The sequence below is a fragment of the Patiriisocius sp. genome (assembly GCF_051252435.1).
Lineage (GTDB): Bacteria > Bacteroidota > Bacteroidia > Flavobacteriales > Flavobacteriaceae > Patiriisocius.
In genome coordinates, this window is sequence record NZ_JBPOFW010000002.1 from 26,658 (window position 1) to 43,614 (window position 16,957).

At 36.8% G+C, this 16,957-nt stretch carries 15 protein-coding genes; 9 read left to right on the forward strand and 6 right to left on the reverse strand.

The window, feature by feature from the left end; genetic code table 11:
* Positions 1 to 49: 49 nt before the first annotated feature.
* The 4 genes from ACSHW7_RS05270 to ACSHW7_RS05285 form a co-directional block, all read right to left on the reverse strand.
* The gene (locus ACSHW7_RS05270) at positions 50 to 1,747 is read right to left on the reverse strand and encodes a phytoene desaturase family protein (RefSeq protein WP_435678289.1); all 1,698 of its coding nucleotides are present in this window, start codon (positions 1,745 to 1,747) and stop codon (positions 50 to 52) included.
* A gap of 160 nt (positions 1,748 to 1,907) precedes the next feature.
* A complete protein-coding gene (locus tag ACSHW7_RS05275) occupies positions 1,908 to 2,765 on the reverse strand; it encodes an OmpA family protein (RefSeq protein ID WP_435678290.1) in 858 nt (285 codons plus the stop codon).
* An 89-nt stretch (positions 2,766 to 2,854) separates the two neighbouring features.
* A complete protein-coding gene (locus ACSHW7_RS05280; RefSeq protein WP_435678291.1) occupies positions 2,855 to 3,850 on the reverse strand; it encodes a glycosyltransferase family 2 protein in 996 nt (331 codons plus the stop codon).
* A 12-nt stretch (positions 3,851 to 3,862) separates the two neighbouring features.
* Positions 3,863 to 4,318 (reverse strand): type I restriction enzyme HsdR N-terminal domain-containing protein, encoded by a 456-nt coding sequence (locus ACSHW7_RS05285; RefSeq protein WP_435678292.1) that lies wholly within the window; start codon positions 4,316 to 4,318, stop codon positions 3,863 to 3,865.
* A 174-nt stretch (positions 4,319 to 4,492) separates the two neighbouring features.
* Between ACSHW7_RS05285 and holA the strand changes: the two genes are divergently transcribed.
* Complete coding sequence (holA, locus tag ACSHW7_RS05290) at positions 4,493 to 5,497, forward strand: DNA polymerase III subunit delta (RefSeq protein WP_435678293.1); 1,005 nt, start codon at positions 4,493 to 4,495, stop codon at positions 5,495 to 5,497.
* Positions 5,498 to 5,525: 28 nt separating this feature from the next.
* Positions 5,526 to 5,879 carry a DUF1622 domain-containing protein gene (locus ACSHW7_RS05295; protein WP_435678294.1) on the forward strand — a complete coding sequence of 118 codons (354 nt, stop codon included), beginning with the start codon at positions 5,526 to 5,528 and terminating at the stop codon, positions 5,877 to 5,879.
* Positions 5,880 to 5,948: 69 nt separating this feature from the next.
* On the opposite strand, the gene ACSHW7_RS05300 is transcribed toward ACSHW7_RS05295, so the two are convergent.
* A complete protein-coding gene (locus ACSHW7_RS05300; RefSeq protein WP_435678295.1) occupies positions 5,949 to 6,320 on the reverse strand; it encodes a DoxX family protein in 372 nt (123 codons plus the stop codon).
* 252 nt (positions 6,321 to 6,572) lie between these two features.
* On the opposite strand from ACSHW7_RS05300, the gene ACSHW7_RS05305 reads away from it, so the two are divergent.
* The 7 genes from ACSHW7_RS05305 (at position 6,573) to ACSHW7_RS05335 (ending at position 16,420) form a co-directional block, all read left to right on the forward strand.
* Positions 6,573 to 10,466: a choice-of-anchor I family protein gene (locus ACSHW7_RS05305; RefSeq protein WP_435678296.1), complete on the forward strand. Its 3,894-nt coding sequence runs from the start codon at positions 6,573 to 6,575 to the stop codon at positions 10,464 to 10,466.
* A 132-nt stretch (positions 10,467 to 10,598) separates the two neighbouring features.
* Positions 10,599 to 11,501 (forward strand): 1,4-dihydroxy-2-naphthoate octaprenyltransferase, encoded by a 903-nt coding sequence (menA, locus tag ACSHW7_RS05310; protein WP_435678297.1) that lies wholly within the window; start codon positions 10,599 to 10,601, stop codon positions 11,499 to 11,501.
* 69 nt (positions 11,502 to 11,570) lie between these two features.
* The gene (locus tag ACSHW7_RS05315) at positions 11,571 to 12,251 is read left to right on the forward strand and encodes a metal-dependent hydrolase (protein ID WP_435678298.1); all 681 of its coding nucleotides are present in this window, start codon (positions 11,571 to 11,573) and stop codon (positions 12,249 to 12,251) included.
* Positions 12,252 to 12,327: 76 nt separating this feature from the next.
* Positions 12,328 to 13,362 (forward strand): o-succinylbenzoate synthase, encoded by a 1,035-nt coding sequence (locus ACSHW7_RS05320; protein WP_435678299.1) that lies wholly within the window; start codon positions 12,328 to 12,330, stop codon positions 13,360 to 13,362.
* Positions 13,363 to 13,365: 3 nt separating this feature from the next.
* Positions 13,366 to 14,334: a lysostaphin resistance A-like protein gene (locus ACSHW7_RS05325; protein ID WP_435678300.1), complete on the forward strand. Its 969-nt coding sequence runs from the start codon at positions 13,366 to 13,368 to the stop codon at positions 14,332 to 14,334.
* Positions 14,335 to 14,378: 44 nt separating this feature from the next.
* On the forward strand, positions 14,379 to 15,461 hold the full coding sequence (locus tag ACSHW7_RS05330; protein WP_435678301.1) for an AMP-binding protein: 1,083 nt from the start codon (positions 14,379 to 14,381) through the stop codon (positions 15,459 to 15,461).
* A gap of 119 nt (positions 15,462 to 15,580) precedes the next feature.
* Positions 15,581 to 16,420 carry a CvfB family protein gene (locus tag ACSHW7_RS05335; RefSeq protein ID WP_435678302.1) on the forward strand — a complete coding sequence of 280 codons (840 nt, stop codon included), beginning with the start codon at positions 15,581 to 15,583 and terminating at the stop codon, positions 16,418 to 16,420.
* A gap of 16 nt (positions 16,421 to 16,436) precedes the next feature.
* Here ACSHW7_RS05335 and ACSHW7_RS05340 read toward each other — a convergent pair whose 3' ends face one another.
* The gene (locus ACSHW7_RS05340) at positions 16,437 to 16,934 is read right to left on the reverse strand and encodes a hypothetical protein (RefSeq protein WP_435678303.1); all 498 of its coding nucleotides are present in this window, start codon (positions 16,932 to 16,934) and stop codon (positions 16,437 to 16,439) included.
* Positions 16,935 to 16,957 lie beyond the last annotated feature (23 nt).

The window sequence follows — 16,957 nt, forward strand, 5'->3', positions numbered from 1 at the left end:
TAGATTCCGCAGCATATAAAAGATTAATTATAGAAGAATGTGCAAAATATTACTCAAACTTATTTACTCCCGAAGCCAGCTTTGCTTTTTTGACTTTTATCTTTTTCAATATCCAGTCAGGGTATTCGCTAGGGTCTTCAGCGTTATAGGTATGCAATTTTTGTTCTGGATTGGGGAGTAGGAGTTCGTTCTGTTTTTTACCTAAAATCAATCCCGCAGTCTGGACGCCACTATAACTAGCGCCAGCTACGCCATGTGCGGCGATACTTGCTCCACAGAGGTATAAATTTTCTATCTCACTTTTTGGTTTAAAAGCAAATGGCCCGATGTGCTTGAGTGTTTTTTCAGTTCCGTAAACGCTACCTTTTGTTGAATTTACATAATATTCATTGGTAATGGGTGTGCCCAGATCTTTATGAACAATATGTTCACGCACATTCGGGATTGCCTTTTCCAAAGTTTTTATCATTTTCTCGGTGATGCGCGCTTTAAAATCTAAATATTCGTCAGAACGGTCGAGGTCCTCATTTTCATACTTTTTAAACGACTCATAATTTATAAATGTAATCGCTTCAATCGTGTGGTAACGCCCATCAAAACTAGGTGGATCCTTTAACGTTGTGCAGCTAATAAACATGCCGGTAAACGTTTCATCGCTCAAAATATCTGCCTCTTGATTTCTTCGGAAATTTGCATTCATGTCACCTTCTTCAAGCATCCAAATATTTCCAGAATCTAAACCTGCAGCGCGAACATCCATATCAACCGTTAAAAAAAGCATTAATGATGTACAGGAATATTTCGCTTTGCCTAATTTTTTAGTAAGCTTTTTACTCAAATTTTCTTTACCTATCAATTGATTATACGTAATCCCAGGATCGGCATTAGAGATAATATTTTTTGCAAATAGTTGAGTTCCGTCTTCAAGTTCTACTCCTGTAGCGTGTTTTTGTTTATCTCCTTTAATAAGAATTCGTTTTACGCCTGTGCTTGTTTTTACAGTACTTCCATAACCTTTTATAGCTTTTGTCATTGCTTTGATAATAGCGCCACCGCCACCCATGGGGTAGTAGCCGCCTTTCAAATAATGATTCATTAAAGCTGCGTGTAGTACAAAACTAGCGCGGTCAGGTTCTACACCATGATCTCCATATTGAATATTCAAAAAATCTTTGAGCAAAGGGTCTTTAATGTGCCAGTCGATTACACGTTGTAATGTAAATAGCCCGTATTTCCCCATGTCTTTGGTTCGAAATGGAATTGTAACTTTATCCCAAAAAGTCTTTACTTCAGGAATTAGGCTCAATTGATAGCTTACTCTTTTTACTAAATCTAAGTATTTTTTAATCCCTTTTTTCTCGTGAGGAAAGCGTTCTTGTAATCGCTCGATAAGTTCTTCATGCGTTGACGGATAATCAAAACGCTCATCACCAATCCAGCAATGTTCGTAAGCATTTGGATTCATTTGGAAAAATGTGAGTTCACCGCCAATGCCCAATCCCTCGTATAATTCACTGGTGGAATTTCCTTCTCCTTCATTTCCGCAGAGACCTACATAATGCACCCCTGGAGTAAAACGGTGACCATTGAGATAAAAACTATGGCACCATCCACCTGGTACATCGTGTTGTTCTAAAACCAAAACTTTTTGCCCCTCTCTAGCTAAGCAAATCGCTGCTGCAAGTCCCCCAGCGCCCGAACCTATAATGATAGTATCGTATTTTTCGGTTTTGAAATCGTCTTTCATTCAGCAGTGTTTTAGTCAGTTGTCTTATTATATGAGGATTATCAAAGTTACTTTTATTTTATTGAAAAAAAAGTTTCAATTATTTCAAATTTCCGAAGTGGGAAATAAAAAAATCCCATCAACCAAGGCTGATGGGATTTTTACTATTATTTAAAAATGATTATTCTTCTGAAAGATTTTTCATTTCATCTTCAATCATTTCATAGAATTGGTCGATTTTAGGTAAAATTAAAATCTTAGTTCTACGGTTTGTTGAACGATTTTCTGGAGTAGTGTTAGGCACTAATGGAATGTATTCACTACGTCCTGCTGCGATTAACTGCGAAGGTTTAACACCTAAAGTTTGTAGTTCGCGTACAATTGCTGTAGCGCGTTTTACACTTAAATCCCAGTTGTCTAGAAGTGTACCGTTACCGCTATAAGGCACGTTGTCTGTATGACCTTCTACCATTGCTTCAAAATTAGGTTTACCGTTGATTACTTTAGCAACTTTACCTAAAATTTCGCTAGCACGAGCAGAGATTTGATAGCTTCCGCTTTTGAAAAGTACTTTATCGCTTAAAGATATAAATACAACGCTCTTTTCAACATTGATTTCAATATCCTCATCATTCATACCAACTTCTTTCTTCAAGCTAGTTACAAGCGCTAAAGTCATACTATCTTTTTTAGTAAGTGCATCTTGTAAACGTGAAATTTTAAGGTCTTTTTCTTTTAAACTTTCTAAAGACTTTTCAAGATTTTTAGCTCCTTGAGTAGTCAAAGCAGTCATGTCACCAGACGTCTGGATTAAATCTTGATTTGTTTTACGAAGTTCGGCAAGACGCTCTTCAAGAGATTTTACTCTAGCATTTGCAGCAGCTCTATCACTCTCGCAAGAGTTTAATTTTACAGTCGCAGTATTTAATAGATCTTGCGTGCTTTTTTGTTTTGCCTCAAGCTCCTTATATTTTTTTGAAGATACACACGATCCTAATACGAGTGTGCTACAAAGCATTAATAACATTATTTTTTTCATAAGTCGTAGTTGTTTGATTTGTTAAAATTCGATACCAAATGTATACAAAGGACGACAGATATGATGAAGTTTAACAAAAGATTAGAAATTTATTTTAACATTTTAAATTTCTTTCTGTTTTTAAGGTAGTATTGACCTACAATATGTTTGTTATTAGGATATTGCATTTTTGATTTCCATTTTTTTCGCTTCGGAAGAAATGCTGAAATGTGACTATAAAATGAAATATGAGCTTTGAAAATAGCACTAAAATGAGCCAATTTTCCCTCAAGTAAAAATTTGATTGCCGCGATACCATCCAACACCATTCTACTCAATAAAATACGATACACTTTTGCGCCTTCCACATTTTTGAACAACACTAATAAAGAATTCCTGAAATTATAAAAAGTCTTTTTAGGATTGCTCGAAGAAAGCGTTGCACCCCCCAAATGAAACACTGTGGAATTCCCGAAAAATTTGATAACTCCTCCTTGACTTTGCAAACGCCAGCAAAGATCAATTTCTTCTTGATGCGCAAACAAGTCTTCGTCAAAACCTTCAGCTTTAATGAAAGCTTCTCTTTTTATAAACAAACACGCGCCGGTTGCCCAAAATATTTTAGTGGTGTCGTTGTATTGACCCTCATCTTTTTCGACGGTTTCAAAAATACGCCCACGACAATAGGGATAGCCCAAATTGTCAATAAATCCACCAGCCGCGCCGGCATATTCAAAATACGCTTTGTTTTTGTAATCTAATATTTTAGGTTGCGCCGCAACTAGAATTTCATCATTTTCAAATGCCGAAATTATAGGTGATAACCAATTCGCTGTCACTTCAACATCACTATTTAGAAGTACAAAAATATCTTCGGTTAAGGTTGCGAGTGCATCATTATAGCCTTTTGCATATCCACCATTTTCATGGTTTCTAATAATTTGTACGCTAGGGAACATTTCCGAAGTAAACGCAATACTAGTATCCGTCGAGGCATTATCTGCTACATAAATTGTGGCTTCTTTTGAAAAACGAATCACCGACGGCAAAAACTGTTCGAGGAGCTTTTGCCCATTCCAATTCAATATGACGACGGCGGTTTTCACAGTTGCAAAGTACTAAGATTGATTGGAATTATAGGGCGGCAATGCTTCCAAAAACGAGTAGCGCTCATTTTCAAAATCCATATTGCAATAGTAATGTTCCAGCCCGTTTGTGACCATTAAATATTGCGCTTTCAAAACATGATTATACCGAGCAATCTGGTCAAAAGTTTCTTGAGAGATTTTAATTTTTGGAGCCTTACATTCCACGATTAAATGAATACTCCCATCGCTGTTGAAGATAACAATATCGTAGCGTTTGGTGGTGTCGTGCAATTTAATTTGCTTCTCAACATTGATTAGGGATAATGGATAATTTAATTCATTAATGAGAAAATGCACACAATGTTGACGTACCCATTCTTCAGGCGTAAGCACCATGAATTTTTTTCGGACCGAATCAAAAATCAAGGTTTTCGCTTCTTGCTTTTTAAACCGAAATGAATACTGTTTAAAGTGTAATTGTTGCATTGACGTAAAAGTAGGGAAAATCGAGAATTCATTAATTGTTTTTGATATTTGTCTTGTGTTCTTTTTCTGAAATTTGCAAAAAGATACACCTTTAAGTTTTGAAGCTATCCTCGATTATTTTAATATTTTTACAACTTCATATTTCCGAAGTCACTTCAACCCGTTTTAAATTTTATGTCACTCCAAATTGCAAAAGAAATAGTCACTAACATTAAAAATGGTGATATTAAGCCCATTTATTTTTTGATGGGGGAAGAGGCTTATTATATAGATGCAATTAGTGATTATATTGAAAAAACTGTCCTTTCTGAAGAAGAAAAAGGCTTCAATCAAATGGTTTTGTATGGAAGAGATGTCACCATCGATGATATTGTGGGAAATGCAAAACGTTATCCAATGATGGCGGAACTTCAAGTGGTCATTGTCAAAGAAGCACAAGATTTATCACGCACGATTGAAAATTTGGTGAGTTATGTTGAAAATCCACAGCCTACCACTGTACTGGTGCTTTGCTACAAATATAAAAAGCTGGATGCCCGAAAGAAACTGTCAAAAGCTGTGAAAAAATCGGGTGTATTATTTGAAAGTAAAAAACTATACGATAATCAGATTCCAGATTGGATAAAGCGAACTTTAGCGAGTAAGGGATACACGATTTCTCCAAAAGCAGCCCAAATGCTCACAGAGTTTTTAGGAACAGATTTGGGGAAAATAAATAACGAACTCGAAAAACTTCAACTCATATTAAAACCAGGTGAGCAAATTACCCCTCAAGTAATTGAAGAGAATATAGGGATAAGTAAAGATTTCAATAATTTTGAATTGCAAAATGCAATAGGGGAGCGCGATATCAAAAAAGCATTTTCTATCATTCAATATTTTGCTCAAAATCCAAAAAACAATCCCATTGTAATGACTGTTTCATTACTATATGGATTTTTTGTAAAGGTTTTAAAATATCATTCTTTAACTAATAAAGCGAGTGCTGCTAAGGAGTTGGGTGTAAATCCATACTTTTTAAAAGACTACGAAAAAGCAGCACGAAATTATCCTATGAAAAAAGTGAGTGGTATTATCGCAACTATTAGAGAAGTTGATATGAAAAGTAAAGGCGTGGGCGCCGCAAATATGTCGCAAGGCGATTTGCTGAAAGAATTGCTTGTTAAGATTTTTGAGTAGCAATAGAAATAAACTGTAATAGAATAGAATGGAAAATATTAAAATTTACATCGATTATATTGCTAAAATAACCGAAGCAATTGGAGTTCTTACCATTTTTTTAGGGTCTATCTATTCAATAATAAAGTTTGCTATTTTCCTCAAAAGTAAAAACCCCGTCACTTATATTGAGCTTCGCCAAGCTGTAGGAAAATCGATTCTTTTAGGATTGGAAATATTAATAGCAGCTGATATTATGGCAACGGTCGTTACTGAGCCAACTTTAAAATCTGTAGCTATTTTAGGCTTGATAGTTATTATTAGAACCTTTTTAAGTTTATCACTGCAGGTAGAACTTGAAGGAAAATTTCCTTGGCAAAGAAAAAATGAAATCGGAGAATAGCTAAACATAAAATGTCCTCTTGGTATTGATTTTATGAATCAAAGCAAGAGGACATTTTTTCTATTAAATCTACTTCTTGTCTACACTGTGTCTTCCTGGTCCTAAAAGTGCGATAGAAACAAACGCAAATAAATACAATAATGCTTTTTCTTTTGTGGCAAGGGCATCAGCGCCATGTACTATAAACGCTGCCACTCCCATCGCAATAATTACTGGAATGGATGCAATTCTAGTTCTATATCCAATAATGACTAACAGCGGGCAAATTACCTCTGCAATGACGATTAGAATAAAGGATGGCGTACTTCCAATGCCTATAGGGTCGCCAAATTCCATATTTCCTTGTACGAGTTTCATTAATTTGGGGATGCCGTGGGTAAGCATCATCGCGCTAAAAGAAAGTCTTAAAAATAGTAATCCAATGTGGTAGGTTGATGTCATGGGGAATTTTTTTTATAATTATATTGATTTTAGTTACTTCGGAAATTTCAGCTCTTGAAAATTTCTCCTATGTTTTAAAAGTAGGGAAACAAATCAAAAATATAATTATCATAACAATTAATTTACGTTTTCTTAAAATTTCCGAAGAAAATAGACCTCTTTTTCTTGAAATTCTTCACGATTCGATAAAGTTAAGGTAAACAAATCTACAGTACCTATTTATAGTTTTGTGCCTTAATCAAATTAAAAAAAATGAAGAGAATTACTTTGTTAGCATTCGTTCTTTTGGGTGCTATTTCACAAGCGCAAGTTACCACGGTAGCCGCAACAAGTTTTGAAGAACCGGCCGTAAATGCGGGCATGTATACAGATACTGGCGATGCATCGGTTTCACATCCATTGGTAAATAACACGAACGAACCACTAGTTAATTTTGTGGGCACAACCGAAATAGGTTTTAATGCCAACTATGTACCTTATGATACACCAGACGTGGGATTGACAGAAGGTGATTTTGTGGGTGTTACAGATTTTACTTCAAATGTAGGTGCATACACAGATGGTGCAAACGGCTATCAATTATCTGACACTGACGGAACAATGGTTCTTGAATTTGACGCAGTGGATTTTTCTGGTTTTATAAATACGACCGTAAAAATTGATTACCACATTAACGATACAGGATATGAAGGTGATGGTACAGTAAACGAAAGTGGAAGTGACCGAGTAAGAATATATGTGCGTGATTTGACAAACGCCACCGAAATCGATATCCTCAACACAACAGGAAGTGATATCAACGATTTAATGATTGAAAACTCTTGGATTACCGGATTGGCTGCCGTACCTGCTAATACAATGGCGCAACTGGTTGTCGAGGTGAGATTTAACTCGGCTGCTGAAACGTTAACAATAGACAATATTTTATTTGAAGGAGAAGCATCAGTTGTGCTCCCACAATTAGAAATTACCGAAATATTTTCAGGTCAAGAAGGAGCAGATTTAACTGCAGATTGGTTTGAAATCAAGAACATAGGAACTACTGCTTATGTTGCAGCAACCGATGGAGATTTATTTTATGATGATGAGTCTGCTGATCCAACAACAGCAGATGTTATCCAAGGAATAACTGAAATCCAACCGGGAGAAACTGCAATCGTTTTAGTAACAGGAGACACAGCAGAAATTACCACATTTACAAACGTTTGGAGCCAAGTGATAGACTTTACTGGAGTTCAAGTAGGAAATACAGACGGTGCAGGACTTGGCGGTGGTGGAGATACGGTTGTTTTGTGGATGGGAGACCCAACAGCTACAATGCCTATTGCAACAGGAACCTATCCAGATACAGCAGCAAACGATGGACAGTCGTACGATGTTGAATTAGCCGCTTTTAGTGTAGTAGGAAATGCAAATGGAGCGGTTCAGACCGTAGATTTTGGTGGAGACAACGGAGATGTGCCAAATATAGGTTCTCCGGGGAACGGTTTGCCGATTGCACAAACTCCACAATTGGAAATTACCGAGATATTTTCAGGACAAGCAGGAGCAGATTTAACTGCAGATTGGTTTGAAATCAAAAACACAGGAACTATTGCTTATGTTGCAGCAACCGATGGAGATTTATTTTATGATGATGAGTCTGCTGATCCAACAACAGCAGATGTTATCCAAGGAATAACCGAAATCCAACCGGGAGCAACAGCAATCGTTTTAGTAACAGCAGATACTGCGGACATTACTACATTTACAAATGTTTGGAGTCAAGTGATAGACTTAACAGGAGTTCAAGTAGGAAATACAGATGGAGCAGGACTTGGCGGTGGCGGAGATACCGTTGTTTTATGGTTGGGTGACCCGGCTACAACAATGCCTATTGCTACTAGGGCATATCCAGATACAACTGCAAATGATGGACAATCGTACGATGTTGAATTAGCTGCTTTTAGTGTGGTAGGAAATGCAAATGGAGCGGTTCAAACCGTGGATTTTGGTGGGGCAAACGGAGATGTGCCAAATATAGGTTCTCCGGGGAACGGTTTGCCAGCAACTGCTTCAGCAATTATTAATTTTGATCAATCATTTATTTCAGTTTCTGAAGATGCAACTCAAGCCACGGTAACCTTAACTATAACTGAAGCTCCAACAGCAAATGCAATTGTTGATGTAGCACTTGTTCCTGGCGGAACCGCTGTTTCAGGGACAGATTTTACATTCACAACAATACAATCAATTACATTTCCGGCAGGTAGTGCAGCAGATCAATCATTCACAATTCCATTAATAAATAACACAAATGATAATGCAGATGTGTTTTTTGTTTTAGGTTTAGGAAACGCAACAAATGCAACGACTGGAAATACAGATTTATTTTCAGTATATATTCTTGACGATGATACCATTGTTCCAGCTGGAGACAACACACCGCTTGACGCAAACTTTTTAACAAGCTACACAGTTGATGAAAACGGTATAGCAGAAATTGTTGCTTATGACCCAATCAATCAACAACTTTTTGTCGTGAATAATACAGTTATTAATATTTTGGACTTTAACGACCCATCAAACATTACAGAACTTGATATTGCTGATATTACACCAGTTGGAGCTTCAGCACAAAGTGTTGCTGTTAATGGTAATTTAGTCGCTATCGCAATTGCAAATAATGATGAAACAGGAAATGGGTTTGTAGCATTTAGCGATACTTTAGGTAATGAAACACCTGTTATTGTTGAAGTAGGAGTGTTGCCAGATATGTTGACTTTCACTCCAGACGGAACAAAATTACTGGTTGCAAACGAAGGACAGCCTAATGGCGATTATACCATCGACCCAGAAGGAACAATATCGATAATCGATGTTACGGGTGGTCTTAGCGCTATTGACCAAAGTGATGTAACTAGTATAAACTTCAACGCTTATGATGGTCAAGAAGCGACATTGAACGCTAACGGAATTAGAGTGTACGGCCCCAATGCAAATGCTTCACAGGATTTTGAGCCAGAGTATATTGCAATTTCAGATGACTCTGCAACAGCTTACGTATCGCTTCAAGAAAATAATGCCTATGCAATTATAGATATTGCAACGGCTACGGTGACAGATGTGAAAAGCTTTGGTTTAAAAGACCATTCGCTTCCGCAGAATTCATTGGATACAAGTGACGAAACCGATTTTATCTTCAACGCTTCATGGCCAATAAAAGGAATGTACATGCCAGATGCCATTGCATTTTATAGCGTGGGTGGTGTGGATTATATCGTAACAGCAAACGAAGGTGATGCTAGAGAATACAGCACGTTTGAAGAAGAAGTTAATATTTCAGATTTAAATTTAGACCCATCTGTTTTCAGTGCTACGGAAATTTTATCCCTCGACAGCAATTTAGGCGCAATAAACTTTACATCTGCATCTGGGGATAGTGATGGAGATGGTCTATACGAAGAGCTACATGTATTCGGTGGACGTTCATTTTCAATTTTTGAAGCTGCAACAGGTACATTGGTCTATGATAGCGGAAATGATTTTGAAGTTATAACAGCGGCAGACCCAGTAATTGGAGCAATCTTTAACGCAAGCAACTCAAACAATAACCCAAAAAACCGAAGCGACAATAAAGGTCCAGAGCCTGAAGGAGTTTTGGTAAAGGAAATTGATGGCGAATTTTATGCGTTCATATTATTGGAAAGAGTCGGTGGCGTTATGATTTACAATGTAACAAATCCAGCTGCACCTCAATATTTACAGTATATAAATAACAGAGAAGCAACTCCTGGTGGAGATGCAATGGGAGATTTAGGTCCAGAAGGTTTGGCCTATGTAAGTGCTGAAGAAAGTGCAACGGGAACAGCATATTTAGTGATTGCAAACGAAGTGAGCGCAACATTAAGCATCATCTCATTGGACAACGTTATTTTGGGAACAGAAGACTTTACAGTTACAAACAACGGATTTAAAATCTATCCAAACCCATCAAACGGAACTGTATTTTTCAACGTACCAGATACGTATTCGGTTTATGATATGTTGGGACGAGAAATTTTAGTCTTAGAAAATGCTGCATCTATGAACACAACAGCTATGAATGCTGGAACTTATATTGTAAAGAACAGTAATGGTGCTACCCAAAAGTTACTAGTGAAGTAATAGTATTTGAATTTTAGCCAATTTAGGAAGACCCGCATCGTCATTGTAAAATGATTGTGCGGGTTCTTTTTTCATTTAAAGGTTTATAGTTTCTTAAAACTCAAAAATGTACTTTTGCCAAAAAGATTCAAAATGACCAAATTGCGCGCTTGGATTTCAGCAGCTAGACTTCGCACATTACCGCTTTCCATTTCGGGAATTTTAGTGGCAGGTGCTGCGGCACTTTTGGTGGATTCTTTTTCTACTTCCGTATTTGTTTTGGCTTTGTTAACCACTTTGGGATTTCAAATTCTTTCAAACTTTGCAAACGATTATGGCGACGGCGTTAAAGGAACAGATAATGCAGATAGAGTAGGACCCATGCGTGCATTGCAAAGTGGTTTGATTTCTAGAAAAGAAATGAAACGAGGAATGATTATCACATCGATAATCACATTGTTCCTAGCGAGTATGCTCATTTTTAAAGCATTCGGCAATAAAAGCTTTTTACTTTCCTTTGTGTTTTTCAATCTTGGAATCGCAGCCATCATCGCCGCCATAAAATACACCGTTGGTAAAAGTGCGTATGGATATCGCGCCATGGGCGATGTATTTGTGTTTCTCTTTTTTGGATTGGTCGGAGTCATGGGTTGCTATTTTTTGTTTACCCAATCGTTGGGCAACTTTATAATACTACCAGCAATTTCAATAGGATTGATGAGTACAGCCGTTTTAAATCTCAATAACATGAGAGATAGGGAGGCAGATGCGCGCGTCAATAAAAATACATTGGCTGTGGTTTTGGGTGAAAATAGAGTTAAAACCTATCATACGCTTTTAGTCATTTTTGCCTTCGTAAGTGCAATTGCATATTTCGGTTTAAAGGCGAAGCAGCCGCTAGATTATATCCCGTTGATTGCTTTTATTCCTTTGTTCTTAAATGTGATTAAAGTGTACAAAACTAAATCGGCTATGTTATTGGACCCCGAACTCAAAAAAGTAGCATTGAGCACATTTCTATTCGCGCTCTTGTTCTTTTTGACAGCCTATTTATGAAATTTTTATGACTCACTTTTCTTTATAATCTGTATTTTCAAGTTTTATAATTTCTGAAATTAAACACACATGAAAATTACATTCTATGGGCAAAATAGTCTTGCCATTCAAATTAAAGACACACATATTATAGTAGATCCATTTATTACGGGCAACGATTTTTCAAAAGATAAAGTTGACATTATGGACCTCAAAGCCGATTATATTTTGTTGACCCACGCCCACCAAGACCATATTCTTGATGCCGAAGCAATCGCAAAAAATACGGGTGCAACAATCGTGAGTAATTATGAAATTTCAAACCATTATGAGGATAAAGGTTTTAAAGTTCACCCAATGAATCATGGCGGAAATTGGAATTTTAATTTCGGCTCTGTAAAATACGTCAACGCTATTCACACAAGCTCATTTCCAGATGGTAGTTACGGTGGGCAACCCGGCGGATTTATCATCACAGCGGGCGATAAAACAATCTACATTGCGGGAGACACCGCTTTGACGATGGACATGAAATTGATTCCGTTACAGTACAAGCTCGATTTGGCCATTTTACCTATTGGCGACAATTTTACCATGGGTATAGACGATGCGATTTTAGCAAGTGATTTTGTGGAATGTAACAATGTGCTTGGCGTTCATTATGATACATTTGGCTACATAAAAATAGACCACGACCAAGCCAAAAAGAAGTTTGAAAAAGCAGGCAAGAAGTTACATTTATTAGAAATTTCAGAAAGCATTACCATATAATTTGTTTTAGAGATGCATAATTTCGCATAGCGGAAACGTAACTTTCATTGTACATTTGTGTAAAACAAACTCCCTTTTGAAAGCATATTTTAAAAAACACGTTCTCCAATTTAAACGTCCCAGCGGAACTTCGCGTGGGGTTTTAAAAACAAAAGAAACCTATTTTTTAATACTTGAAAAGGAAGGGAAAATGGGCATAGGCGAGTGCGGACTTTTAAAAGGGCTGAGCATTGATGACCGTCCAGATTATGAGGATAAATTACAATGGGTTTGCGATTCAATTGATCTGGGAGCCGAAAAATTATACAATGAATGTATTGAATTTCCTTCCCTCCAAATAGGTATTGAAACAGCGTTTAAATCTTTATATTCCGAAGATCCTTTTCAAATTTTTCCTTCAGAGTTTTCCCGTGGAAATGAATCCATTGAAATAAATGGTCTCGTTTGGATGGGGGATAAACAATTCATGAAATCCCAAATTGCCGAAAAATTGGAGCAAGGCTTTGGTTGTGTAAAAATGAAAATCGGAGCCATCGATTTTGATACCGAAATAGAATTATTAAAATCCATCAGGAAAAACTTTGGGCCTAACGAAATTGAATTACGGGTAGATGCAAACGGTGCGTTTCATATTTCAGAAGCATTAGAAAAATTAAATAAACTTTCAGACTTACAGTTGCATAGCATTGAACAACCAATTAAGCAAGGGCAATGGGAAGAAATGGCACAATTGTGCGAAACGACACCCTTGCCAATCGCCTTGGACGAGGAGTTGATTGGTATCTTTTCCGAAGAAAAAAAATTACAATTACTGCAAACTATCAATCCGCAATACATCATTTTAAAACCTTCTTTTATTGGTGGTTTTAAGGGAACCGATTCGTGGATTTCAAAGGCTGAGCATTTGGGGATTGGCTGGTGGATAACCTCTGCACTGGAAAGTAATGTAGGTTTAAACGCAATTTCGCAATATACATTCACAAAAAATAGTACATTGCCACAAGGATTGGGCACGGGGAGTTTATATACAAATAATGTACCTTCGCCCTTGGAAGTAAACAACGGTAAAATAAAGTATAACCCAGCGCTAGCTTGGGATTTCAACGTTTAATTTATGGATTATATTCAACAAGTTTATAAAGGAAAAAATAGCCCTTGGATGTTTTGGCTCACCTTTATTCTCACTGCAGGATTGTTTATCGGAAATCTTATTTTCTTTTTATTTTTCGGTGATGGTATCGACATCGCAGAGGAACAGCGTAAATTGATGGAGTTAGTTCCTAGTAAAAATTTTTGGTTAGCAGTTAATTTATTGCCGTTTGTGTTTTTATTGGGGTTGTTATTTTTATTAGTGAGATATCTTCATGAGCGTAGTTTACTATCATTAACAACATCCCGTTCAAAAGTAGATTTCAAACGATTCTTCTTCGCATTTTTCTTAATTGTGATTATTACTATCGCATCCTTTGCATTGTCTTATTTTGCAGACCCATCGCAAGTAGTCTTACAATTTGACCCTATTAAATTTACTATTTTATTAGTAATTAGTTTACTCTTGTTTCCATTGCAAATAGGATTGGAAGAGTACCTTTTTAGAGGTTATATGATGCAACATGTGGGTGCTTTTGTAAAGAATAGATGGTTTCCTTTGATATTGACTTCAGTGCTTTTTGGAGTCTTCCACGGAGCAAATCCTGAGGTTGCTGAAATGGGCGGGATTGTTATGATTTTCTATATCGGCACTGGATTACTTTTGGGAATAATGACCTTAATGGACGAAGGGCTAGAGTTAGCATTGGGATTCCATTTTGGGAACAATTTGATGGCGGCGGTTTTGGTGACTTCCGAATGGAGCGCCCTGCAAACAGATGCGCTTTTCAAATATACAGGAGAAGATGTGGGAACATCTGTGCTAGAGATTATTCTTCCTGTATTTATTGTTTACCCAATTATTTTATTGATAATGTCGAAAAAATATAAATGGAAAAATTGGGGTGAGAAGCTCTGCGGAAAAGTAACTCCACCTATTATTGAGTCTCCGTCAAAACCACCATTTGATGATACATTGATTGAGCATAATTGAAACCAAACAATTAATCTACTCTAACCAACAAGAACAAAAAAAGCGTGCCAACCTCACAACTCCACCCAGCTTTTAAATTCAACGGTCTGCATTTTGACGATGTTGAAGATTTGCTTGCATTTGCACGCAGGTTGAAAGAAGATGGAGCAAAATATGAAAAACAGGTTGCAAAGTTTATTATAAAATGGTTCAACAATGAAAGTTTTATAAGGGTTAAAACGAGTGGCTCCACTGGAAAATCCAAAAAGATAAAACTTCAAAAATTGCACATGATAAATAGTGCAAAAGCCACAGGTATTTTCTTTAAAATAGGCGAAGGCAATACCGCAATTTTATGTTTGTCATCAAAATTTATTGCAGGAAAAATGATGCTCGTGAGAGCATTGACAATGGGCTGGGATTTGCACGTAGTGGCTCCGGAGAAGGATGCCATTACTCAGTACGACAACAATTACGATTTTGCCGCCATGGTACCTTACCAAGTGTATCACTCCATGAAATCACTAAATAAAGTAAAAAAACTAATCATTGGCGGAGGCGAAGTTTCAGCGGAGCTCGAGGAGTTGTTACAAGCAAAAGAAACACAGGCATTTGCAACATATGGAATGACCGAAACCATCACGCACGTTGCCGTACGAAGAATTAATGGAGCGGGCAGAACCCAAGAATACGCTGCGCTTCCCAATGTTAAATTTTCAATTGACGATAGAGGGTGCCTAGTTATAAATGCACCCACAATTTCTGAGGAGATAATCATCACTAATGATTTGGTTAAGTTATTGTCTCCCACTTCCTTTATTTGGTTGGGTCGCGTTGATAATATCATAAATACAGGCGGCATCAAAGTATTTCCAGAACAATTGGAGAGAAAATTGACTTCGGAAATAAAACTTCCTTTTATAATTTCTTCGGAAAAGGATTCTGAATTAGGGGAAAGAGTAATCTTAGTAGTTCAAACAGACGGAATAGATAAGACCCCCAATTATTCTGAAGCTTTTCAGAAATTATCACCTTACGAGCGACCCAAAAAAATGTACACACTCTCAAAATTCCCACTTACCGAAAACGGAAAAATAAGAAGGAGTGAAATCAAAAACATTATTGCTGGTTACAAAACTTTGAGATAAATTTTTGAGTCTTTTAAATTTTATAGTTTCAAACAACACAAACATCTTCCCAATAATTAATATTTCCGCAGTTAAACAGTACCTTTGTGTGTTAAATAAAAACCATTGCAATAAATACTATGATTAATTTAGGTGTCTATAATACATTAGAAATTTTAAGGGAAACAGAGCCGGGATTGTACCTTGGCGATGATGAGGAAAATGTGGTTTTGTTACCGCATAAGTATAAGCCAGAGCATTTTGAAATAGGAGATATGCTAGAGGTTTTCGTGTATCTTGATTATGAGGAGCGCCCCGTGGCTACTACGTTGACTCCGTATGTGACTTTGAATAATTTTGGATATTTACATTGTAGCGACGTAAACCAATACGGTGCTTTTATGGATTGGGGCGTTCAAAAACAACTCTTCGTACCCTTTAAAGAGCAAGCACGCCCAATGAAAGTGGGCAATTGGTACATCGTCTATCTCTATCTTGATGAGCAAACGGATAGACTTGTGGGTTCAAGCAAAACCAATAAATTTTTGAATAACGATAATGTAACTCTTGAGAAATTTGATGAAGTTAACATTCTTGTAACTCATTTGACAGACCTTGGTGCAAATGTTATCGTCAACGGAGTCCACAAAGGATTGATTTTTATCGATGAAATTTTTGAAGACATACGTACGGGCGATAGAATGAAAGCTTTTATCAAAAGAGTTCGCGATGATAAAAAAATAGATGTTGTTTTGCAAGCACCTGGATATCGTAGTATTGAGCCCAATGCAAACTTTATTCTAGAAGAGCTAAAAGCTGCAGGTGGTTTTTTACCACTACACGATAAAAGTGATCCTGATGCTATTAAAAATGAATTGGGGATGAGTAAAAAGAGTTTTAAAAAAGCAATCGGGACATTATACAAAGACAAACAAATTAACATCAAAGAAGATGGGATTTCATTGTTGGCCGATGAGTGATTGAGTTTTAAAAGTTCTAATTTCTTATGGGAGTGGTATCTTGAAAGAAATACGGATTGCGGTAATAACGAGGTTGATCGGACTGAAAAATATAGAAAGGACGTTGTTCTCTATACACACTATTACGCACAGTAGTTTGTCCGTCTGAAAATTCGAAACTACTGTTGCCGCCATTTCCGGTTATCGTAAAACCGAATTGTTTTTCCTGTAATTTTTTAAGCCGAAGTGATGGATCACTATAATTTACGGTAGAACCACCTAATGCAACAGTCATGTCTACGGGTTGCCAATAGTTTTCCGAACTAATTTTGTAAGCATCTAAAACACTATTAAAAGTTGGTGTTTTCTCTAAAGTCATTGTGCCTTTAGTCTCGGTATTTTGAGTTTTAGGAATGAATGTAACCTCTGGAACATCTGGTAGAGACTCTGCATCAATAGTAAAATAGCGGGTTTCAAAATCATTTTGAGACCATGCCATCAATGGAAATAATAAAAAAAGGAATAACTTTTTCATCAAAGCAAAGGTATCAAATTTTA